A 15,162-nucleotide genomic window follows, 5' to 3' on the forward strand; every position below is an offset into this window, starting at 1 on the left:
ATGAAAGCCTCCCTGATCCTTGGCCTGTTCCTGATCGGCAGCCTGCATTGCGCCGCCGCGACGCTGCCCTTGAGCCCTGACGAAAGTGCCGGCAAACGGCTGTACCGCGAGGGTGTGTCGGGCAGCGGTGAACCGATCATGGCGCGGGTCGGGGCGTCGGGCATGTTGCTGCCGGCGACCAGCCTGCCGTGCGCCAACTGTCACGGCAGCGATGGTCTGGGCCGCCCCGAAGGTGGGGTGCGCCCGCCGGAGCTGAGCTGGTCACGACTGACCGGCCCCTACGGCCAACGGCAAATCAATGGCCGCAACTACCCGGCGTACACCGAAGGGACCCTGGCGCGGGCGATCCAGGAGGGACGCGATCCGGGCAACAATCGCCTCGACCCGGCGATGCCGCGGTTCGTGCTGTCGATGAACGATCAGCGCAACCTCACGGCCTACCTCAAACGCCTGGCCGATGACCGCGATCCCGGCCTGACCCCGGACAGCCTGCACCTGGGCACGTTGCTGCCCAGTCAGGGGCCGTTGGCCGAGGAGGGCGCGACGGTGGCCGCGGTACTCAACGGCAGCGTGGCGCGAATCAACAAGGCGGGGGGCATTCATGGCCGGCAGTTGCGCCTGACGATCCTCGATCCGGGACCGGACCGCTTCAGTGCCGAGCGGGCGCTGGATCAGTTGATCGATCAGGAGCAGGTGTTCGCACTGATCGCGCCATTGGCTCCGGCACTCGACTCGCAGATGGCTTCGCGTCTGGAGCAGGCGGGCATTCCGCTGATCGGCCCGCTCTCGCTGCAAGGCACCGCACAAGCCAGTCGGCAGATTTTCGAGCCGATGCCGGGGGTTCGCGAGCAACTGATCGCCCTGGCCGATTACGCCTCCGGCAGTTTGCGCGTGCTCCAGGGGCCGACGCTGATTACCTACACGGACGACCCCGGCCAACAGCTGGCGGCGCAGACCCTCGGCCAGTACCTGCAAGATCACGCCTGGCAGAATGTCAGCCTCAAGGCTTACGACGCAGCACAGGGCGAACTGCCGTTGGGCTCGCGCTCGGTGTTTTATCTGGGCTGCGGCGGCGACTTCAGCCTGCTCGCCGCGCGGTTGCAGACAGCGGGGCAGGTGCCGTACCTGTTCGCCATGTCGAATCAGGTGGCGGGAGACCTGTTGCAGGTGCCCAGCGGTTTTTCCCGACGGGTGTTCCTGTCCTATCCGTTCGTTCCCAGCGACTGGACCCGGGCCGGGCGCCTGGCCCTGACCCAGGTGCGCGAACAGCAAGGGCTCGGCGGCCAGCACTCGGTGCTGCAAGTCGGCGCGTTCAGTTCGATGCTGCTGCTCAGCGAAGGCATGAAGCAGGCCGGGCGCGACGCCAGCCGCGAGAAGCTGATCAATGCGCTGGAAGGCCTGCATGACTTCGATACCGGGCTGACCCCGCGGCTCAGCTTCGGGCCGGGCCGTCGCCTGGGCCTGAACGGCGCGCATATCGTCACCGTGGACTTGCCCGACCAGCGTTTCTATCTGGTCGCCCCTTACAAATCCGTTACCGCGACACCCTGACCGGAGGCCTCGATCATGACGCTCAAGACTCTGATGGTCCTGCTGACCCTGATGGCCCTGTGGCTGCCCATGGCGTTCGCCAGCAATGGTCCGGCCGCCGCGCGGGTCAATGGCGAAGAGATTTCCGAGTTTCGCCTCGAGCGCTATTTTGCCGAGTACCTGGAGGACCAGGGCCGGGCGCTCGGCAGCATTCGCAATCCCAAGGCCTACAAGCAACTGCGGCAAAAGGCCCTGGACGCGCTGATCGACCGCGAGCTGCTGTGGCAGGAGGCGGTGAAGCGCGGCGTGGTGATCAGCGATGCCGTCGTGCAACGCCAGGTTGAACAGACCCGGCAGGCTTTGGGCGGAACCGAGAGGTTCGCCCGGCGCCTGGAAGACGCCGGTTTCGACGAGGCCGGTTTTGTCGAATACACCCGTCAGGAACTCGCGGCCCAGCAGGTGTATGCCGAATTGACCCGCGTCGACGGCCCGGACGAAAAGCAGGTCCGCGCGTTTTATGAGGAGCACCGCGCCGAGATGAACCGGCCCGAAGCCGTGCAGGCGCGGCACATCCTGATCAAGGTGCCGCCGCAAGCCGATACCGCCACAGTCGAAGCGGCACGGCTACGCTTGGTAGAGATGCAAGTGAAAATCAGCCAGGGTGAGGACTTCGCCAGCGTGGCCCGCAGCGGGTCTGAAGACGCTTCGGCTAGCGAGGGCGGAGATCTGGGCTATTTTCCACGTGGACGCATGCTGCCTGAATTTGAAGCAACAGCGTTTGCCCTGGCGACGGGGAAGGTGAGTGAACCGGTTCGCACACCACTGGGCTGGCACTTGATAAATGTACAGAACCACTCGGAGGCAGCCGATGTCACAGAGGAGCAGGGACTTGCGATGGTCAGGGCGTTCCTTGCCCGACAGCAACAGGCCCAGGCTCGTCTCGAGGTTCTGGCGCAATTGCGGTCGAGCAATCGAATCGAACGGATTGACGACGAATGAAGCTTCCCCCCCAATAGTGGGGAAAAGCTTCAGGCCCATTCCGTGTGCGTCCCCGCCTTTGGGGGAGGCTGTACTCGGGCGAAAAGGCTTTTTTATGAAAATCAAACACATGCAGCGGTGAAACAACCGGCGATCAGCCTGGCATGAAGTGTGCGTTAGCCTCGGTAAGGCGGGCACTTTGCCAGGTTCGGAAATCGGACCTGCGGTTTCAAGGAGTCCACCTTGTTAAACAAAGTACTGGTTGTCGAAGACGAACAGCTTCTTGCCGAAAACCTCAAGGATTACCTTCAGGCGCAAGAACTGGACGTCCGGATTGCACATGACGGTGCGACGGGTATCGGCGAAGCCGAACGGTTTGCACCCGATGTGATGGTGTTCGATTACCGCTTGCCGGACATGGAAGGTTTTGAGGTGCTCGATGCCATCCGCCGGAACAGGAATTGCCACTTTGTGCTGATTACCGGGCACCCGACCGCTGAAGTCTGTGAGCGGGCCCGGCAACTGGGAGTCAGCCATATCCTGTTCAAACCCTTTCCGTTGGCGGAATTGGCCCGTGCAGTCTGCGATCTTCTGGGGATGGAGCGCGAACCCAAAGCGGGCGTGGGCACATCCGAAGGTTTCGTCGAACGACGCCAGAGCAGGACCGAGAGTTTCCCGCTGCAGTTGTACGACGGCAGTTGGGTGCTGGCGGATCGTCGACGAAGTACCTCGACGGCCATGGCACCAGACGACGAACAATTGCTCACCGGGGAGTAGTGGCGCGACAAGCCGTTGCGGTAATGCCGTAATTGCTCGCCGCGTCGACAGGGCTCAAAGCCCCCGGCGTTGGAGAGCAAGCCATGGACCGTCTATCCCTTGCCGTTGAACCGGCGCAGTTGGAACCCGTACCGTCGCGCTTTTCCAGTGAGCAATTGGCCCAGGCACGATCACTGGCCGCCAGTTCCGGCGAACGGATGCTCGAAGCCCTTGGGGAATTGTGCGAACTGGCCCCCATGCCCTTCATCCAGTGCCTCGGCGCCACCCTGCATTACCCGGTGCTCGACACCGACAACCTGTTCAAGTCCACTCCCGTATTCGATCGGGTCACCCTGGCCCAATGCCTCAAGCGCGAATTCATCCTGCTACGTCACGACGATGCGGTGATCGGTGTGTTTGCCGACCCCTTCGACACGTCGCGCCTGGCCTGGATCGATGACTGCCTGCACGGCGCGCCGCTGTACCTGGTGCATGCCGACGACCTGAAGGCGTACCTGGCGCGGCACGAAGAAAGCTTCCACGCGGTGGAATCGCTCAACGCCCAGGCCGACGCCAACATCGAAACCGACACCCTGCAAAGCCTGTCACTGACCAGCATCAGCGAGGACGCCAGCGTCGTCGTCAAGCTGGTCAACTCGACCCTGTACGACGCCTTGAAAATGCACGCCAGCGACATCCACCTGGGCACCACCGGCACTGGCCTGGTGATCAAGTACCGCATCGACGGCGTGCTCAACAACATCAGCAAGATCCAGGGCAGCGAGTTCGCCGAACAGGTGATCTCCCGGGTCAAGGTCATGGCCGAACTGGACATCGGCGAGAAACGCGTGCCCCAGGACGGTCGTTTCAAGATCGGCATCAGCGGCCGGCAGATCGACTTCCGGGTGTCGATCATGCCGAGCATTTTCGGCGAAGACGCGGTGTTGCGGGTGCTCGACAAACAGGACCTGGCGGACAAGGTCTGCGGCGTGCAATTGCAGGCGCTGGGCTTTGAAGACGAAACCCTCTGCCAACTGCGCAGGCTGGCCGCCGAACCCTACGGCATGGTGCTGGTGACCGGCCCCACCGGCAGCGGCAAGACCACCACGCTGTACGCGATGATCACCGAGATCAACCACGGCGTGGACAAGATCATCACCATTGAAGACCCGGTGGAATATCAACTGCCGGGCGTGCTGCAAATCCCTGTGAACGAAAAGAAAGGCCTGACCTTCGCCCGCGGCCTGCGCTCGATCCTGCGCCATGACCCGGACAAGATCATGGTCGGTGAAATCCGCGACCCCGATACCGCGCAGATCGCCGTGCAATCGGCGCTCACCGGGCACCTGGTGTTCACCACCATTCACGCCAACAACGTGTTCGACGTGATCGGCCGCTTCACCCAGATGGAAATCGACCCCTACAGCCTTGTTTCCGCACTCAACGCCGTGCTGGCCCAGCGTTTGATTCGCCTGGTCTGCACCACGTGCAGCGCCCCTTGCCAGCCGAGCGATGATGAACTGCGCGACTCGGGGCTCGATCCGCAAAAAGTCGGTCACTACCACTTCGTGCATGGCAAAGGTTGCGGCCATTGCCGCGGCACCGGGTACCGCGGGCGCACGGCGATTGCCGAGCTGCTGCACCTGGACGACGAGCTGCGGCAGATGATCGTCGAGCGCCAGCCGATCTCGAAAATCAAGGCCCATGCGTGCAAACGCGGCTTGCGCCTGCTGCGCGAGTCGGCACTGGAACTGGTTCAGGAAGGGCGGACCACGCTCGAGGAGATCAATCGTGTCACTTTTGTCTCGTGATCGTTTTATCGCCGTCATCGGCGCCAGTGGGGTCGGCCTCGGTCAGCGCCGGGGCAATGAAACCCTGTGGCTGGGCAGCGTCGGTTTCATCGACGAAGGCTTCCATGCCTGGACCGTGGCGCTGGACACCCTCGACCATCTGCTGGCCGATCACACCCGCGCCGGTGCCGAGTTGAGCGTGGTGATTTCCGGGCACTTCAGCCGCTTCTGCCTGGTGCCCTGGAGCGAGCAGATCAGCCGCCCTGACGAACTGCTCGGTTTTGCCCAACTGTGCTTCGAAGACCTGTACGGTGCGCCGACTCAACCCTGGGCCCTGGTGCTCTCGGCAGAACCAGCGGGTTACGACCGGATCGCCAGCGCACTGCCACAAGATTTGCTGGCCCGCCTGCGGACCCTGGTCAGCGCCCGTGGCCTGCGTTTGAAATCGGTGCAGCCGTACCTGATGGCGGCGTTCAACCACTTCGACAAAAGCTTCAATGCCGGCGACTTTCTGTTTGTGGTCGCCGAGCCGGTGCGCAGCGTGTTGCTGCTGGCCCGGGAAGGTCGCTGGACCTCGGTGCGTTCGGTGGGCAGCAGTGACAGCGACGCCGCGCTGAGCGCCTTGATCGGTCGCGAAAGCCAGTTGCAGGCCTCCACCAGCGAACGTCCCCTGAACGTCTACCTGCATGCCCCGGCGCGCATCGACGTGCAACCCGACGTACCCGATGTGCACTTGCGCACCCTCGAAGAAGGCCGGACACCCGTACGCGATTGCCTGTACGTGATGTCCCGGGCGGTGGCCTGACATGCGCGCCCTCAACCTCGATTTTCAGCCGCGTCGCCGCTCGGGCCCGTTGGGCTGGAGCCTGCTTGCCGGCGGCGTGGCACTCGCGCTGACCTGCTTGCTGGTTCAGCAACACCTCAGCGAAGAGATCGCGCAACAGCAGGGTCACCTGCAAACCACGCAACGCGTCCTGACCGGCGACACCGGCGCCAAGGTCAGCCTGACCCCGGCGGAAACCCGCGAGCAGGCACAGAACCTGGCCGAGATGCGCAAGGTCTCGCAGCAACTGCGCCGGCCCTGGGAAAGCCTGTTCGCCATGCTCGAAGCCATGCCGCGGGACAACATCGCCTTGCTGACCCTGACGCCGGACGCGCGCAAGGGCCAGGTACGGATCAGCGCCGAGGCGAAAGACCTCGATGCGATGCTCGATTTTCACCGTCAACTCGAAGCCAGTGACGAGCTGTCCGATGTGTCGCTGCTCAGCCACGAGATCGTGGCCAACGTGCCGGAGCACCCGGTGCAATTCAACCTGTCGGCTAGCTGGGAGATTGGCGATGCGAATCCCTAGATTGATCGTCCACGAATACCTGCAGGGCCTGGGCGTTCCCGGTCTGGCGGGGCTGGCGATGCTGTTGCTGGCGTCGGTCTATGGCCTGGCGGGCCTGATGCACGACTGGCAATCGCTGCAACAGCTCAGCCAGCAGACCCGTGATGCCAGCGACTACCTGGCCAAGGTCGAAGACGGCAGCATCGCCGCACCGGTGGTACCGCAACGGCAGCTCGATGATTTCCGCAGCAAGCTGCCGTCGCAACCTCAGGCCACCGTTGCCATCGACAAGATCTACGCGCTGGCTGCCCAGGAGCACATCACCCTGGCGCGCGGTGAATATGCCCTGGGCATCGACCCCAAGACGCACCTGGCGCGTTATCAGATTCTGCTGCCGGTGCGTGGCAGCTACCCGCAACTGCGGCGCTTCCTGCATGCCTTGCTCGGCCAGTTGCCGGCGGTGGTGGTGGAGGACGTGGAGTTCCAGCGCAAGAAAATCGCCGACACCGACCTGACCGGGCGGATCCGCATGACCCTTTACCTGTCGAGGTCATGATGAATACCAAACGCGTAGCAGGATGGGTGGGGTTCTTCGGCGTCGCGGCGGCGCTGGCCTGGTTGCCCGATTACTTGATGCCGGCCGATGAGGGCGATGCCAGCGTCGCCGTGGTCGCCCCGGGCAGCAGCAAAACCCGTGGCGCGCTGCCTGCCGCCCCGGCGGCGGGTAAACCGTTGGTGGTGAAAGACCTCAGCCCGGCCGGCGACCTGTTCGCCGCCCGCAGCTGGAAAGCCGCACCGGTCCTCGCCAGTGTCACTGAGCAACCCGTCAACCCGGTCCCGGTGGTGCAAGCCCCTGCTGTACCACCGATGCCTTTCCAGTTTGTCGGGCGCATGGATGACCGTTCCGATCTGCAAGTGTTTTTGCAGAACGGCGAAAAAATATACGTCGTACGCAAAGGGGATGTGATCGACGAAACCTGGCGGATCGAGGGCATTTCCGATGCGGAACTGAGCCTGGTCTACCTGCCTTTGCATTTGTCCCAGACCTTGTCTGTGGGGAGCGCGCCATGAACAGATCCCGTTTGATGATGAGCCTGTGCCTGTGTGCCGGGCTGGCCGCGTGCAGTTCGGCGCAGGTCGCCAACAAAGAGGCGTCCGAGCTGACGGAGCAGGGACAATACGAAGCCGCGCTGGCGCGTATCCAGGAAGGCTTGCGCGAAAATCCGCGCGATACCGATCTGCACCTGGCACTCAATACCACCCGCGTCAAAGCGATCAACGCGCTGTTGACCGAAGCCGACACCGACCGTTCGCGCCGGGATTTTTCCGCCGCGCGGGTGAACTACAGCCGGGTGCTGACCATCGAGCCGAACAACCGCCGTGCCCAGGATGCGATGCGCCAGCTCGACTACATGCGCAGCCTGGATGAAAAACTCGAACTGGCCCGTGGCGACCTGCGTCGCGGCGACATCTACGGTGCCGATCGCCAGGTCAAACAGATCCTCGAACTCGACCCGAAAAATGAAGGCGCCCTGGAACTGCAAAGCAACATCCGCCTGGTCCAGAGCCGCAACGTCATCCCGTATCCACAACTGCGCACACGCCTGGAACGGCCGGTGACCCTGGAGTTTCGCGACGCCAACCTGAAAACCATTTTCGAAGTGCTGTCCCAGGTCGCCGGGTTGAACTTCATCTTCGACAAGGACCTGCGCCCGGACATGAAAGCCACGATCTTTGTGCGTGACGTGCGCATCGAAGACGCCGTGGAACTGCTGCTGCAACAGAACCAGCTGCATCAGAAAGTGGTGAATGAAAACACCTTGCTGATCTACCCCGACTCGCCGCAGAAGCTCAAGGATTATCAAGAGCTGGTGATGCGCACGTTCTACCTGACCAGCATTGATGCCAACACCGCGCTGAACATGGTCAAAACCATGCTCAAGACTCGCGATGTGTTCGTCGATGAACGCCTCAATACCCTGACCATGCGCGACACCGAAGACGCGATCCGCATGGCGGAAAAACTCCTGCAGTCGCAGGACCAGTCCAACCCGGAAGTGGTGCTGGAAGTGGAGGTGATGGAAGTCGCGACCCAGCGGATTCTCGACCTCGGCCTGCAATGGCCGAACACCTTCGGTGTGGTCAACAGCGACGGTTCGCCGGTGTCGATTCTCGATCAATTGAAAGGCATCGACTCCAGCCGGATCACCATCTCGCCTTCGCCGCAGGCCAAGATCAATGCTCAGGACAACGACATCAACACCCTGGCCAGCCCGACCATTCGCGTCAGCAACCGCGAGCAGGCGCGCATTCACATTGGTCAGCGCGTGCCGATCATCAGCGCCACCTCGGTGCCGTCGACCCAGGGGCCGGTGATCACGGAAAGCGTCACCTACCTGGACGTCGGTCTGAAGCTGGAAGTGCAGCCGACCGTGCACCTGAACAACGAAGTGGCGATCAAGGTCGCTCTGGAAGTGAGTAACGCCACGCCGCTGGAACCGACCCGCCAGGGCACGATTCCGGTGCAGGTCGACACCCGCAACGCCCAGACCACCCTGCGCCTGCATGACGGTGAAACGCAGATCCTCGCCGGCCTGATGCGCAACGACCATGGCGCCACCGGCAACAAGATTCCGGGCTTGGGCGACATCCCTGGCCTGGGCCGGTTGTTCGGCAGCAACAAGGACAACGTCAGCAAATCGGAACTGGTGCTGTCGATCACCCCACGGATCGTGCGCAACCTGCCGTACCAGAGTCCCTCGGACATGGAATTCCCCACCGGCACCGAAACCAGCATGCACATTCAGGCCCCGGACCGCCGCATGGAAGCACCGATTCAGAACGAACACATCGACCGGCCGGTGGCGGCGGCGACGACCCAAGTATTTATCGAGAAGCCTTGATCATGAACGCCTCGCAACGCGGTTTTACCCTGATCGAAGTCGTGGTGACGCTCGCCCTGGTCGGCCTGTTGGCCGGCATGGCCGCGCCGCTGACCGAGACCGTGGTGCGCCGGGGTAAAGAACAGGAACTGCGCACCGCGCTGTACCAGATCCGCGATGCCATCGACGCCTACAAACGCGCGTTCGATGCCGGTTACATCGAGAAGTCGCTGAACAGCAGCGGTTATCCACCGAACCTCAAGGTACTGGTGGACGGCGTGCGCGATGTGCGCAGCGCCAAAGGTGCGAAGTTCTACTTCCTGCGTCGCGTGCCCCATGACCCGCTGCGGCCGGTCAAGCGTGACGACGAAGGTGGCTGGGGCTTGCGCTCCTATGACAGCACGGCTCAAAACCCGCGGGAAGGCGAGGACGTCTTTGACGTTTACTCCCAGGCACGCGGCAAGGGGCTTAACGGCATCGCCTACCGGGAGTGGTGAGCTTATGCGTCGGGAAAAGGGGTTTACCCTACTGGAATTGATGGTGGTCATGGCAATCATCGCGACCCTGATGACCATCGCCTTGCCGCGCTATTTCAATAGCCTCGAGACCTCGAAAGAGACCACGTTGCGCCAGAGTCTGTCGGCGATGCGCGAAGCGCTGGATCACTACTACGGCGACACCGGGCGCTATCCCGATTCGATCGATCAGTTGGTGGAGCAGCGTTACCTGCGCAATCCACCGATGGACCCGATTGCCGAACGCAAGGACCTCTGGGTGTTGGTCGCGCCACCGGAAGGTGTACCGGGCGGGGTCGCGGATATCAAAAGCGGAGCGACCGGGAGGGCGCGTGATGGCAGCCTTTATTCCGAGTGGTAAACCGGCGGGTGAGGGTGGTTTCACCTACCTGGGCGTGCTGTTCCTGATCGTCGTGATGGGCATGGGCCTGGCCAGTGCCGGCGAGTTGTGGGCCACCGCGTCGCGCCGTGATCGGGAGCGTCAGTTGCTTTGGGTCGGCACCCAGTACGCCCAGGCATTGCGCAGCTATTACCGCAGTTCGCCGGGGCTGGCGCAGTACCCGAAAGCCCTTGAAGACCTGCTGCAGGACGAGCGTTTTCCTAACCCCAAACATCATCTGCGGCAGCTGTATCCGGACCCGATTGGTGGTGGCGAGTGGAGTTTGATGCGCGGTTTCGACGGACGCATCACCGGCCTCAACAGCGCGTCCACGGACAAGCCTTTGAAGCAGGCGGATTTTCCTACCCAGTGGTCGGATTTCAACGGCATGGCCAGCTACAAGGACTGGCAATTCGTCGCCGAGAAAGCCTTCCTCGATGGCACCTCGGGGCCTGCCAAGGGCCAGTCGAAATCAGCCCAGGCGTTGCAGCCATGAACCGCTTCTGTGTGGCCGTGATCCTGATGCTGGCGTCCGCTGCGGCCCCGGCCGGCGAAGAGGACGAAATGATGGGTTTCATCGTCGATGACACGATCTCGCACATCGGCCACGACTTTTACTACTCGTTCAGTGAACGCCTGCGCGCCACCAGCCCGATGGATTTCAACCTGGTGGTTCGCGAACGACCTTCGGCACGCTGGGGCGCACTGGTGACCGTGGAATATCAGCAGCGTTTGGTTTACCGGCGGTTTCTGCCGCCGAACACCGTGGAACTCAAGGACGAGGCCTATGACGCCGCCGACTGGGTTCGCGGGCAGATCGTCCAGCGCAAGCTGGAAGCCATGTTGCAGGACACAACGGACCTTGAGAGGGACGAATTATGAAAACAAAAATGTTCTCGCAGCGCTCCGGGCTGTCATGGGCGGGGCTCTGCCTGCTCGGGCTCGGCAGCTGTGGCCTGGTCCAGGCCACGGAGCTGGTCTACACGCCCATTAACCCGTCGTTTGGCGGCAATCCGTTGAACGGGACCTGGTTGCTCAACAATGCCCAGGCCCAGAACGACTACGACGATCCCGACTTGAAAAAACGCACGGCCGCGGCCGGGACGTCGGCGCTGGAGCGGTTCACCAGCCAGTTGCAGTCGCGGTTGCTCGGGCAGTTGCTCGACAACATTTCCGCGGGCAACACGGGGAGCCTGACCACTGACGCTTTTATCGTCAACGTCGTCGACGACTCCGGGCAGTTGACCATCGTCGTGACGGACCGAGCGACCGGTGAAGTCTCGGAAATCCAGGTGAGTGGCCTGGCCCCTTGACGGGGATTCGGGTGGATGGGGAGTGAAGGACATGAAAAAAATAATCTTGCTAGGGCTGATGTTGGCGACATTACAAGGGTGCAGTCTGCGCGAGCCGGTCGGGGCTGAGCAGGACACCGAAACCCCGACGCTGACACCGAGGGCTTCGACCTATTACGACTTGATCAACATGCCGCGACCCAAGGGCCGGTTGATGGCGGTGGTCTATGGTTTTCGCGACCAGACCGGTCAGTACAAACCGACCCCGGCCAGTTCGTTTTCGACCAGCGTGACCCAAGGTGCGGCGAGCATGCTGATGGATGCGTTGCAGGCCAGCGGCTGGTTTGTGGTGCTGGAGCGCGAGGGGCTGCAGAACCTGCTGACCGAGCGCAAGATCATCCGCGCCTCGCAAAAGAAACCGAATACGCCGGTGAATATCCAGGCTGAATTGCCACCGCTGCAAGCGGCGAACATGATGCTGGAGGGCGGGATCATCGCCTACGACACCAACGTGAAAAGCGGTGGGGAAGGGGCGCGCTACCTGGGCATCGACATTTCCCGGGAGTACCGCGTGGATCAGGTCACGGTGAACCTGCGGGCGGTGGATGTGCGCAGCGGGCAGGTGCTGGCGAATGTGATGACCAGCAAGACCATCTACTCGGTCGGACGCAGTGCCGGGGTGTTCAAGTTCATCGAGTTCAAGAAGTTGCTGGAGGCGGAGGTCGGGTACACCACCAACGAGCCGGCGCAGTTGTGTGTGCTGTCGGCGATCGAGGCGGCGGTGGGGCATCTGCTGGCGCAGGGGATCGAGCGGCATTTGTGGCAGGTCGCAGGGGACAATTCGCCTCAGAGCAGCGAGACGCTCGACCGTTACCTGACCCAGAACAAGATCGTGCCTGAAGAGGAGTGAACCTGAGCGAGCTGGTTTTGTTTCTCATGCGGACCCTGGCGGCCTGATAGCCGACCAGGCTCTGCATATTGTGGGAGCGAGCCTGCTCGCGAAGGCGCCCCGACAGCCAACCCACTCTCGCGGCTACCCCCGCACCCACTGTAGGAGCCGGCTTGCCGGCGATGGCGCCCAGACAGCCAATCCACATCTCGCGGATGTATCCGAAACCCCCTGTAGGAGCCGGCTTGCTGGCGATAGCGCCCTGACAGCCGACCTATCTCTTGTTGGCCGCGTACATATCCATTCCTGCGGTAACGGCCACCTAGGGTTTCGCCCTTACGGCGAGTCCCTTTTGTCAAACGCCACAAAAGGAACCAAAAAGTCTTGCCTCAGCGTCCGGCCCCTCGCTTGGGCTCGGCGTTCCCTCGCTCCGGTCCTGCTCCGTGGGCGGCTAGCCCGGCATCCATGCCGGGCTGCCCACTGCGCAGAACCTCCACTCGGCCTCCCGAAGGGGCGGGCAGATCAAGATCAAAAGCTGCAGGCGAGCTAACGCTCGGCCTGATGAGTGGTGAGAAGCAAAGGCGTACGCGATTCCGTGTAGGAGCGAGCCCTGCTCGCGAAAAACGTCCAGGCACCGCGCTCATTCAGACAACCCGCGTCATCGTTAACGTCCATCGCCAGCAAGCTGGCTCCTACAGTGTTGACCGTGTGAACCCGATTCCCGTGTAGGAGCCGGCTTGCTGGCGATTGCGGCCTTATTGGCGGTGAGGATCTGAAGCCATCATTGCCAGGGAGCCATCCCCCGACAAAAAAAAGCAGGCACAAAAAAACCGCGATCCCCACAAAGAGATCGCGGTTTTTGTTCCTCGCAATTACTGCTGCAACACCGCCGCCCGGTTATCCGTGCCCAACTGTTGAATGGTCGCCATCTGGGTCGTGCCGCTCTGGTCAACCGTGGCAATGTTCCCGGTGCCGCCCTGGGTCACGTAGGCCACGTTCATGGTATCAGCCTGTTTCACAGTGATCTGGTTGTCGCTGCCCCACTGTGCAGTGTTCGCCTGGTTGCCGGTGCCTTCCTGGTTGAAGTCGGTGCTGTTGCCGGTACCGTTGCTGCTGCCTGAGGCCAGGTTGTTGGAGCCGCGCTGGTCGGCGATGAGGATGTTGTCGCTGCCGTTCTGGTCGAAGTACAGCTCGTTGTAGTTCTCGGTCTGGCTGACCGTGGTTTTGTTGCCGGTCCCTGTCTGGTTGGTGGTCATGATGTGGCCGACGCCGTCCTGGGTGAAGTTGGCAATGTTGGCGCTGCCGGTCTGGTTGATGGTTGCGCGCTGGTTGCTGCCGAACTGGCCGCCTTTTTGCGGACCTTTCCAGTTGCTCGCGTAGACCTTGTTGTCGCTGCCCACCGACGTGGCGTTAAGTGTGTGACCTTCGCCGGTCTGGTAGGTGAAATGCGTGTTGCCCGTACCGGTCTGGTACAGCGCGATGGTCGAACCGGTGGATTCGAACTGGTCGGCATAGATTGCGTTGAGGTCGCCAACCTGGAAGACCTGGGCCGTGTTGTTTTCACCGAAGCTTTGGTCGACCACGGTTTCGTTGGTCATGCCGATCTGGTCCACGGCGGCGGTGCTGCCGGTCTGGCCGTCCTGCCAGACTTCGGTGCCGTTGCCGTCGCCGAGCTGGTTGATGGTCAGGTTGCCGCCGATGCCGTTGCGCTGGTCGCCGTAGGCATAGTTGTTGGTGCCGTTCTGGTTGATGTCGATCTGACCGCCCATGTGGAAGATCTGTTCGGCGGTGGCGTAGTTGGTGCTGCCGTACTGGATGATCATCGCGTTATTGGCGGTACCGATCTGGATCTGTTCGATGTTGGCTTCGTTGCTGTCACCGAACTGGAAGGTCTGGCCCGTCGTGCCTTCCTGGCTGTCCTGATAGACGAACGAGAAGTTGCCGGTGCCTTCCTGTTGTTGTCGCACTTCACCGCCACCTACGCCGATGGACTGGCTGGCATGGCTGGTGTTGAAGGCGCCGCTCTGTTGCTGGGTGATCTTGCTGTTGTCTTCGAACAGTTGCTCGGCGTAACCGGCGTTGAATTCGCCGCTCTGCAACTGGTCGATGGTGCTCGTGGCCGTATCCTGCACGGCCGCCGCGTCGTTGCCCTGGCCAAGTTGCTGCTGGAAGGCGGAGCTGAACGGTGCCTGGGTCTGCTTCACGTCAGCGACGTTGGCGGTACCGGTCTGGTCCTGGGTGGAAAGGCTGTCGTCGGCCAAGGCCTGGGCACTGACAATGACCAGGATGGCGGCGGTGAGGGGCGTCAGTTTGAACATGATGAAACCTCCAAGGTGGTGCAGTGCTTTAGCGGTATTGTTTGACCGAGACGCTCATCCCGTTCCCCGACTGGCTCACGGCGCTGGAAAGCCCCGTGCCGGCCTGATCGATGCTGGCGTCGTTGTTGTTGCCGTTCTGGGAAATCTGCGCGCGGTTCTGGCTTCCGGTCTGGGTGATCGAGGCCGAGTTGCCTGAACCTTGCTGATTGATCATCGCCATCAGGTCGCTGCCTTGCTGCAGGATGTAGGCTTCCTGATTGCTGCCTGACTGGACGATGGTGCCGAGCAACGACTGACCGTTCTGTTGCACGAGCGCCACGTTGGCCTGGCCGTTCTGATTGATCAGCGCTTGCTGGCCAATCGGCGGTGGCAACTCGCCGAGGTCGGCGCCGAAAGCCAGGTCGTCGTTGTCCATCAAATCGTCGGCGCGCGCACCCGCACTGCTGCAAAGCAGAAGCAGGCAGAGCAGGGCGGCGGTCGACGTTTTCATGGTGTTGTCCTT

General features: G+C 62.2%; 17 protein-coding genes. 15 read left to right on the forward strand and 2 right to left on the reverse strand.

Annotated features, from left to right (window positions below; all coding sequences use genetic code 11):
• The 15 genes from ACF6ZU_RS23110 (at position 1) to ACF6ZU_RS23180 (ending at position 12,363) form a co-directional block, all read left to right on the forward strand.
• On the forward strand, positions 1-1,551 hold the full coding sequence (locus tag ACF6ZU_RS23110; RefSeq protein WP_392887315.1) for an ABC transporter substrate-binding protein: 1,551 nt from the start codon (positions 1-3) through the stop codon (positions 1,549-1,551).
• A 15-nt stretch (positions 1,552-1,566) separates the two neighbouring features.
• The gene (locus ACF6ZU_RS23115; protein ID WP_392887317.1) at positions 1,567-2,529 is read left to right on the forward strand and encodes a peptidylprolyl isomerase; all 963 of its coding nucleotides are present in this window, start codon (positions 1,567-1,569) and stop codon (positions 2,527-2,529) included.
• A gap of 222 nt (positions 2,530-2,751) precedes the next feature.
• The gene (locus ACF6ZU_RS23120) at positions 2,752-3,285 is read left to right on the forward strand and encodes a response regulator (protein ID WP_392887319.1); all 534 of its coding nucleotides are present in this window, start codon (positions 2,752-2,754) and stop codon (positions 3,283-3,285) included.
• Between the two features lie 83 nt (positions 3,286-3,368).
• On the forward strand, positions 3,369-5,075 hold the full coding sequence (locus tag ACF6ZU_RS23125; RefSeq protein WP_392887321.1) for a GspE/PulE family protein: 1,707 nt from the start codon (positions 3,369-3,371) through the stop codon (positions 5,073-5,075).
• A complete protein-coding gene (locus tag ACF6ZU_RS23130) occupies positions 5,056-5,859 on the forward strand; it encodes a hypothetical protein (protein ID WP_392887322.1) in 804 nt (267 codons plus the stop codon). Before ACF6ZU_RS23125 ends, ACF6ZU_RS23130 begins: the two co-directional genes overlap by 20 nt.
• Before the next feature lies 1 nt (position 5,860).
• The gene (locus ACF6ZU_RS23135) at positions 5,861-6,406 is read left to right on the forward strand and encodes a PilN domain-containing protein (protein WP_392887324.1); all 546 of its coding nucleotides are present in this window, start codon (positions 5,861-5,863) and stop codon (positions 6,404-6,406) included.
• Positions 6,393-6,941 (forward strand): GspMb/PilO family protein, encoded by a 549-nt coding sequence (locus ACF6ZU_RS23140; RefSeq protein ID WP_392887326.1) that lies wholly within the window; start codon positions 6,393-6,395, stop codon positions 6,939-6,941. The genes ACF6ZU_RS23135 and ACF6ZU_RS23140 overlap by 14 nt, the downstream gene beginning before the upstream one ends.
• The gene (locus tag ACF6ZU_RS23145) at positions 6,941-7,456 is read left to right on the forward strand and encodes a hypothetical protein (RefSeq protein WP_392887328.1); all 516 of its coding nucleotides are present in this window, start codon (positions 6,941-6,943) and stop codon (positions 7,454-7,456) included. The genes ACF6ZU_RS23140 and ACF6ZU_RS23145 overlap by 1 nt, the downstream gene beginning before the upstream one ends.
• Complete coding sequence (locus tag ACF6ZU_RS23150) at positions 7,453-9,288, forward strand: secretin N-terminal domain-containing protein (RefSeq protein WP_392887329.1); 1,836 nt, start codon at positions 7,453-7,455, stop codon at positions 9,286-9,288. The genes ACF6ZU_RS23145 and ACF6ZU_RS23150 overlap by 4 nt, the downstream gene beginning before the upstream one ends.
• A 2-nt stretch (positions 9,289-9,290) precedes the next feature.
• A complete protein-coding gene (locus ACF6ZU_RS23155) occupies positions 9,291-9,764 on the forward strand; it encodes a type II secretion system protein (protein WP_392887331.1) in 474 nt (157 codons plus the stop codon).
• 4 nt (positions 9,765-9,768) lie between these two features.
• The gene (locus ACF6ZU_RS23160; RefSeq protein ID WP_392887333.1) at positions 9,769-10,143 is read left to right on the forward strand and encodes a type II secretion system protein; all 375 of its coding nucleotides are present in this window, start codon (positions 9,769-9,771) and stop codon (positions 10,141-10,143) included.
• Positions 10,118-10,657, forward strand: a complete 540-nt coding sequence (locus tag ACF6ZU_RS23165; RefSeq protein WP_392887334.1) for a type II secretion system protein — start codon at positions 10,118-10,120, stop codon at positions 10,655-10,657. Before ACF6ZU_RS23160 ends, ACF6ZU_RS23165 begins: the two co-directional genes overlap by 26 nt.
• Positions 10,654-11,043, forward strand: coding sequence for a curli production assembly/transport protein CsgE (csgE, locus tag ACF6ZU_RS23170; RefSeq protein ID WP_392887335.1), 390 nt, complete (start codon positions 10,654-10,656; stop codon positions 11,041-11,043). The genes ACF6ZU_RS23165 and csgE overlap by 4 nt, the downstream gene beginning before the upstream one ends.
• Complete coding sequence (locus ACF6ZU_RS23175) at positions 11,040-11,474, forward strand: curli assembly protein CsgF (RefSeq protein ID WP_392887337.1); 435 nt, start codon at positions 11,040-11,042, stop codon at positions 11,472-11,474. Before csgE ends, ACF6ZU_RS23175 begins: the two co-directional genes overlap by 4 nt.
• 31 nt (positions 11,475-11,505) lie before the next feature.
• The gene (locus ACF6ZU_RS23180; protein WP_392887339.1) at positions 11,506-12,363 is read left to right on the forward strand and encodes a CsgG/HfaB family protein; all 858 of its coding nucleotides are present in this window, start codon (positions 11,506-11,508) and stop codon (positions 12,361-12,363) included.
• 851 nt (positions 12,364-13,214) lie between these two features.
• Here the strand turns inward: ACF6ZU_RS23180 and ACF6ZU_RS23185 are convergent.
• Together ACF6ZU_RS23185 and ACF6ZU_RS23190 are read right to left on the reverse strand one after the other, a co-directional pair.
• Positions 13,215-14,660, reverse strand: a complete 1,446-nt coding sequence (locus ACF6ZU_RS23185; RefSeq protein WP_392887341.1) for a curlin — start codon at positions 14,658-14,660, stop codon at positions 13,215-13,217.
• A gap of 28 nt (positions 14,661-14,688) precedes the next feature.
• Positions 14,689-15,150, reverse strand: coding sequence for a curlin (locus ACF6ZU_RS23190; protein ID WP_392887342.1), 462 nt, complete (start codon positions 15,148-15,150; stop codon positions 14,689-14,691).
• Positions 15,151-15,162 lie beyond the last annotated feature (12 nt).

It is taken from the genome of Pseudomonas migulae, from assembly GCF_043225285.1.
GTDB lineage: Bacteria > Pseudomonadota > Gammaproteobacteria > Pseudomonadales > Pseudomonadaceae > Aquipseudomonas > Aquipseudomonas migulae_C.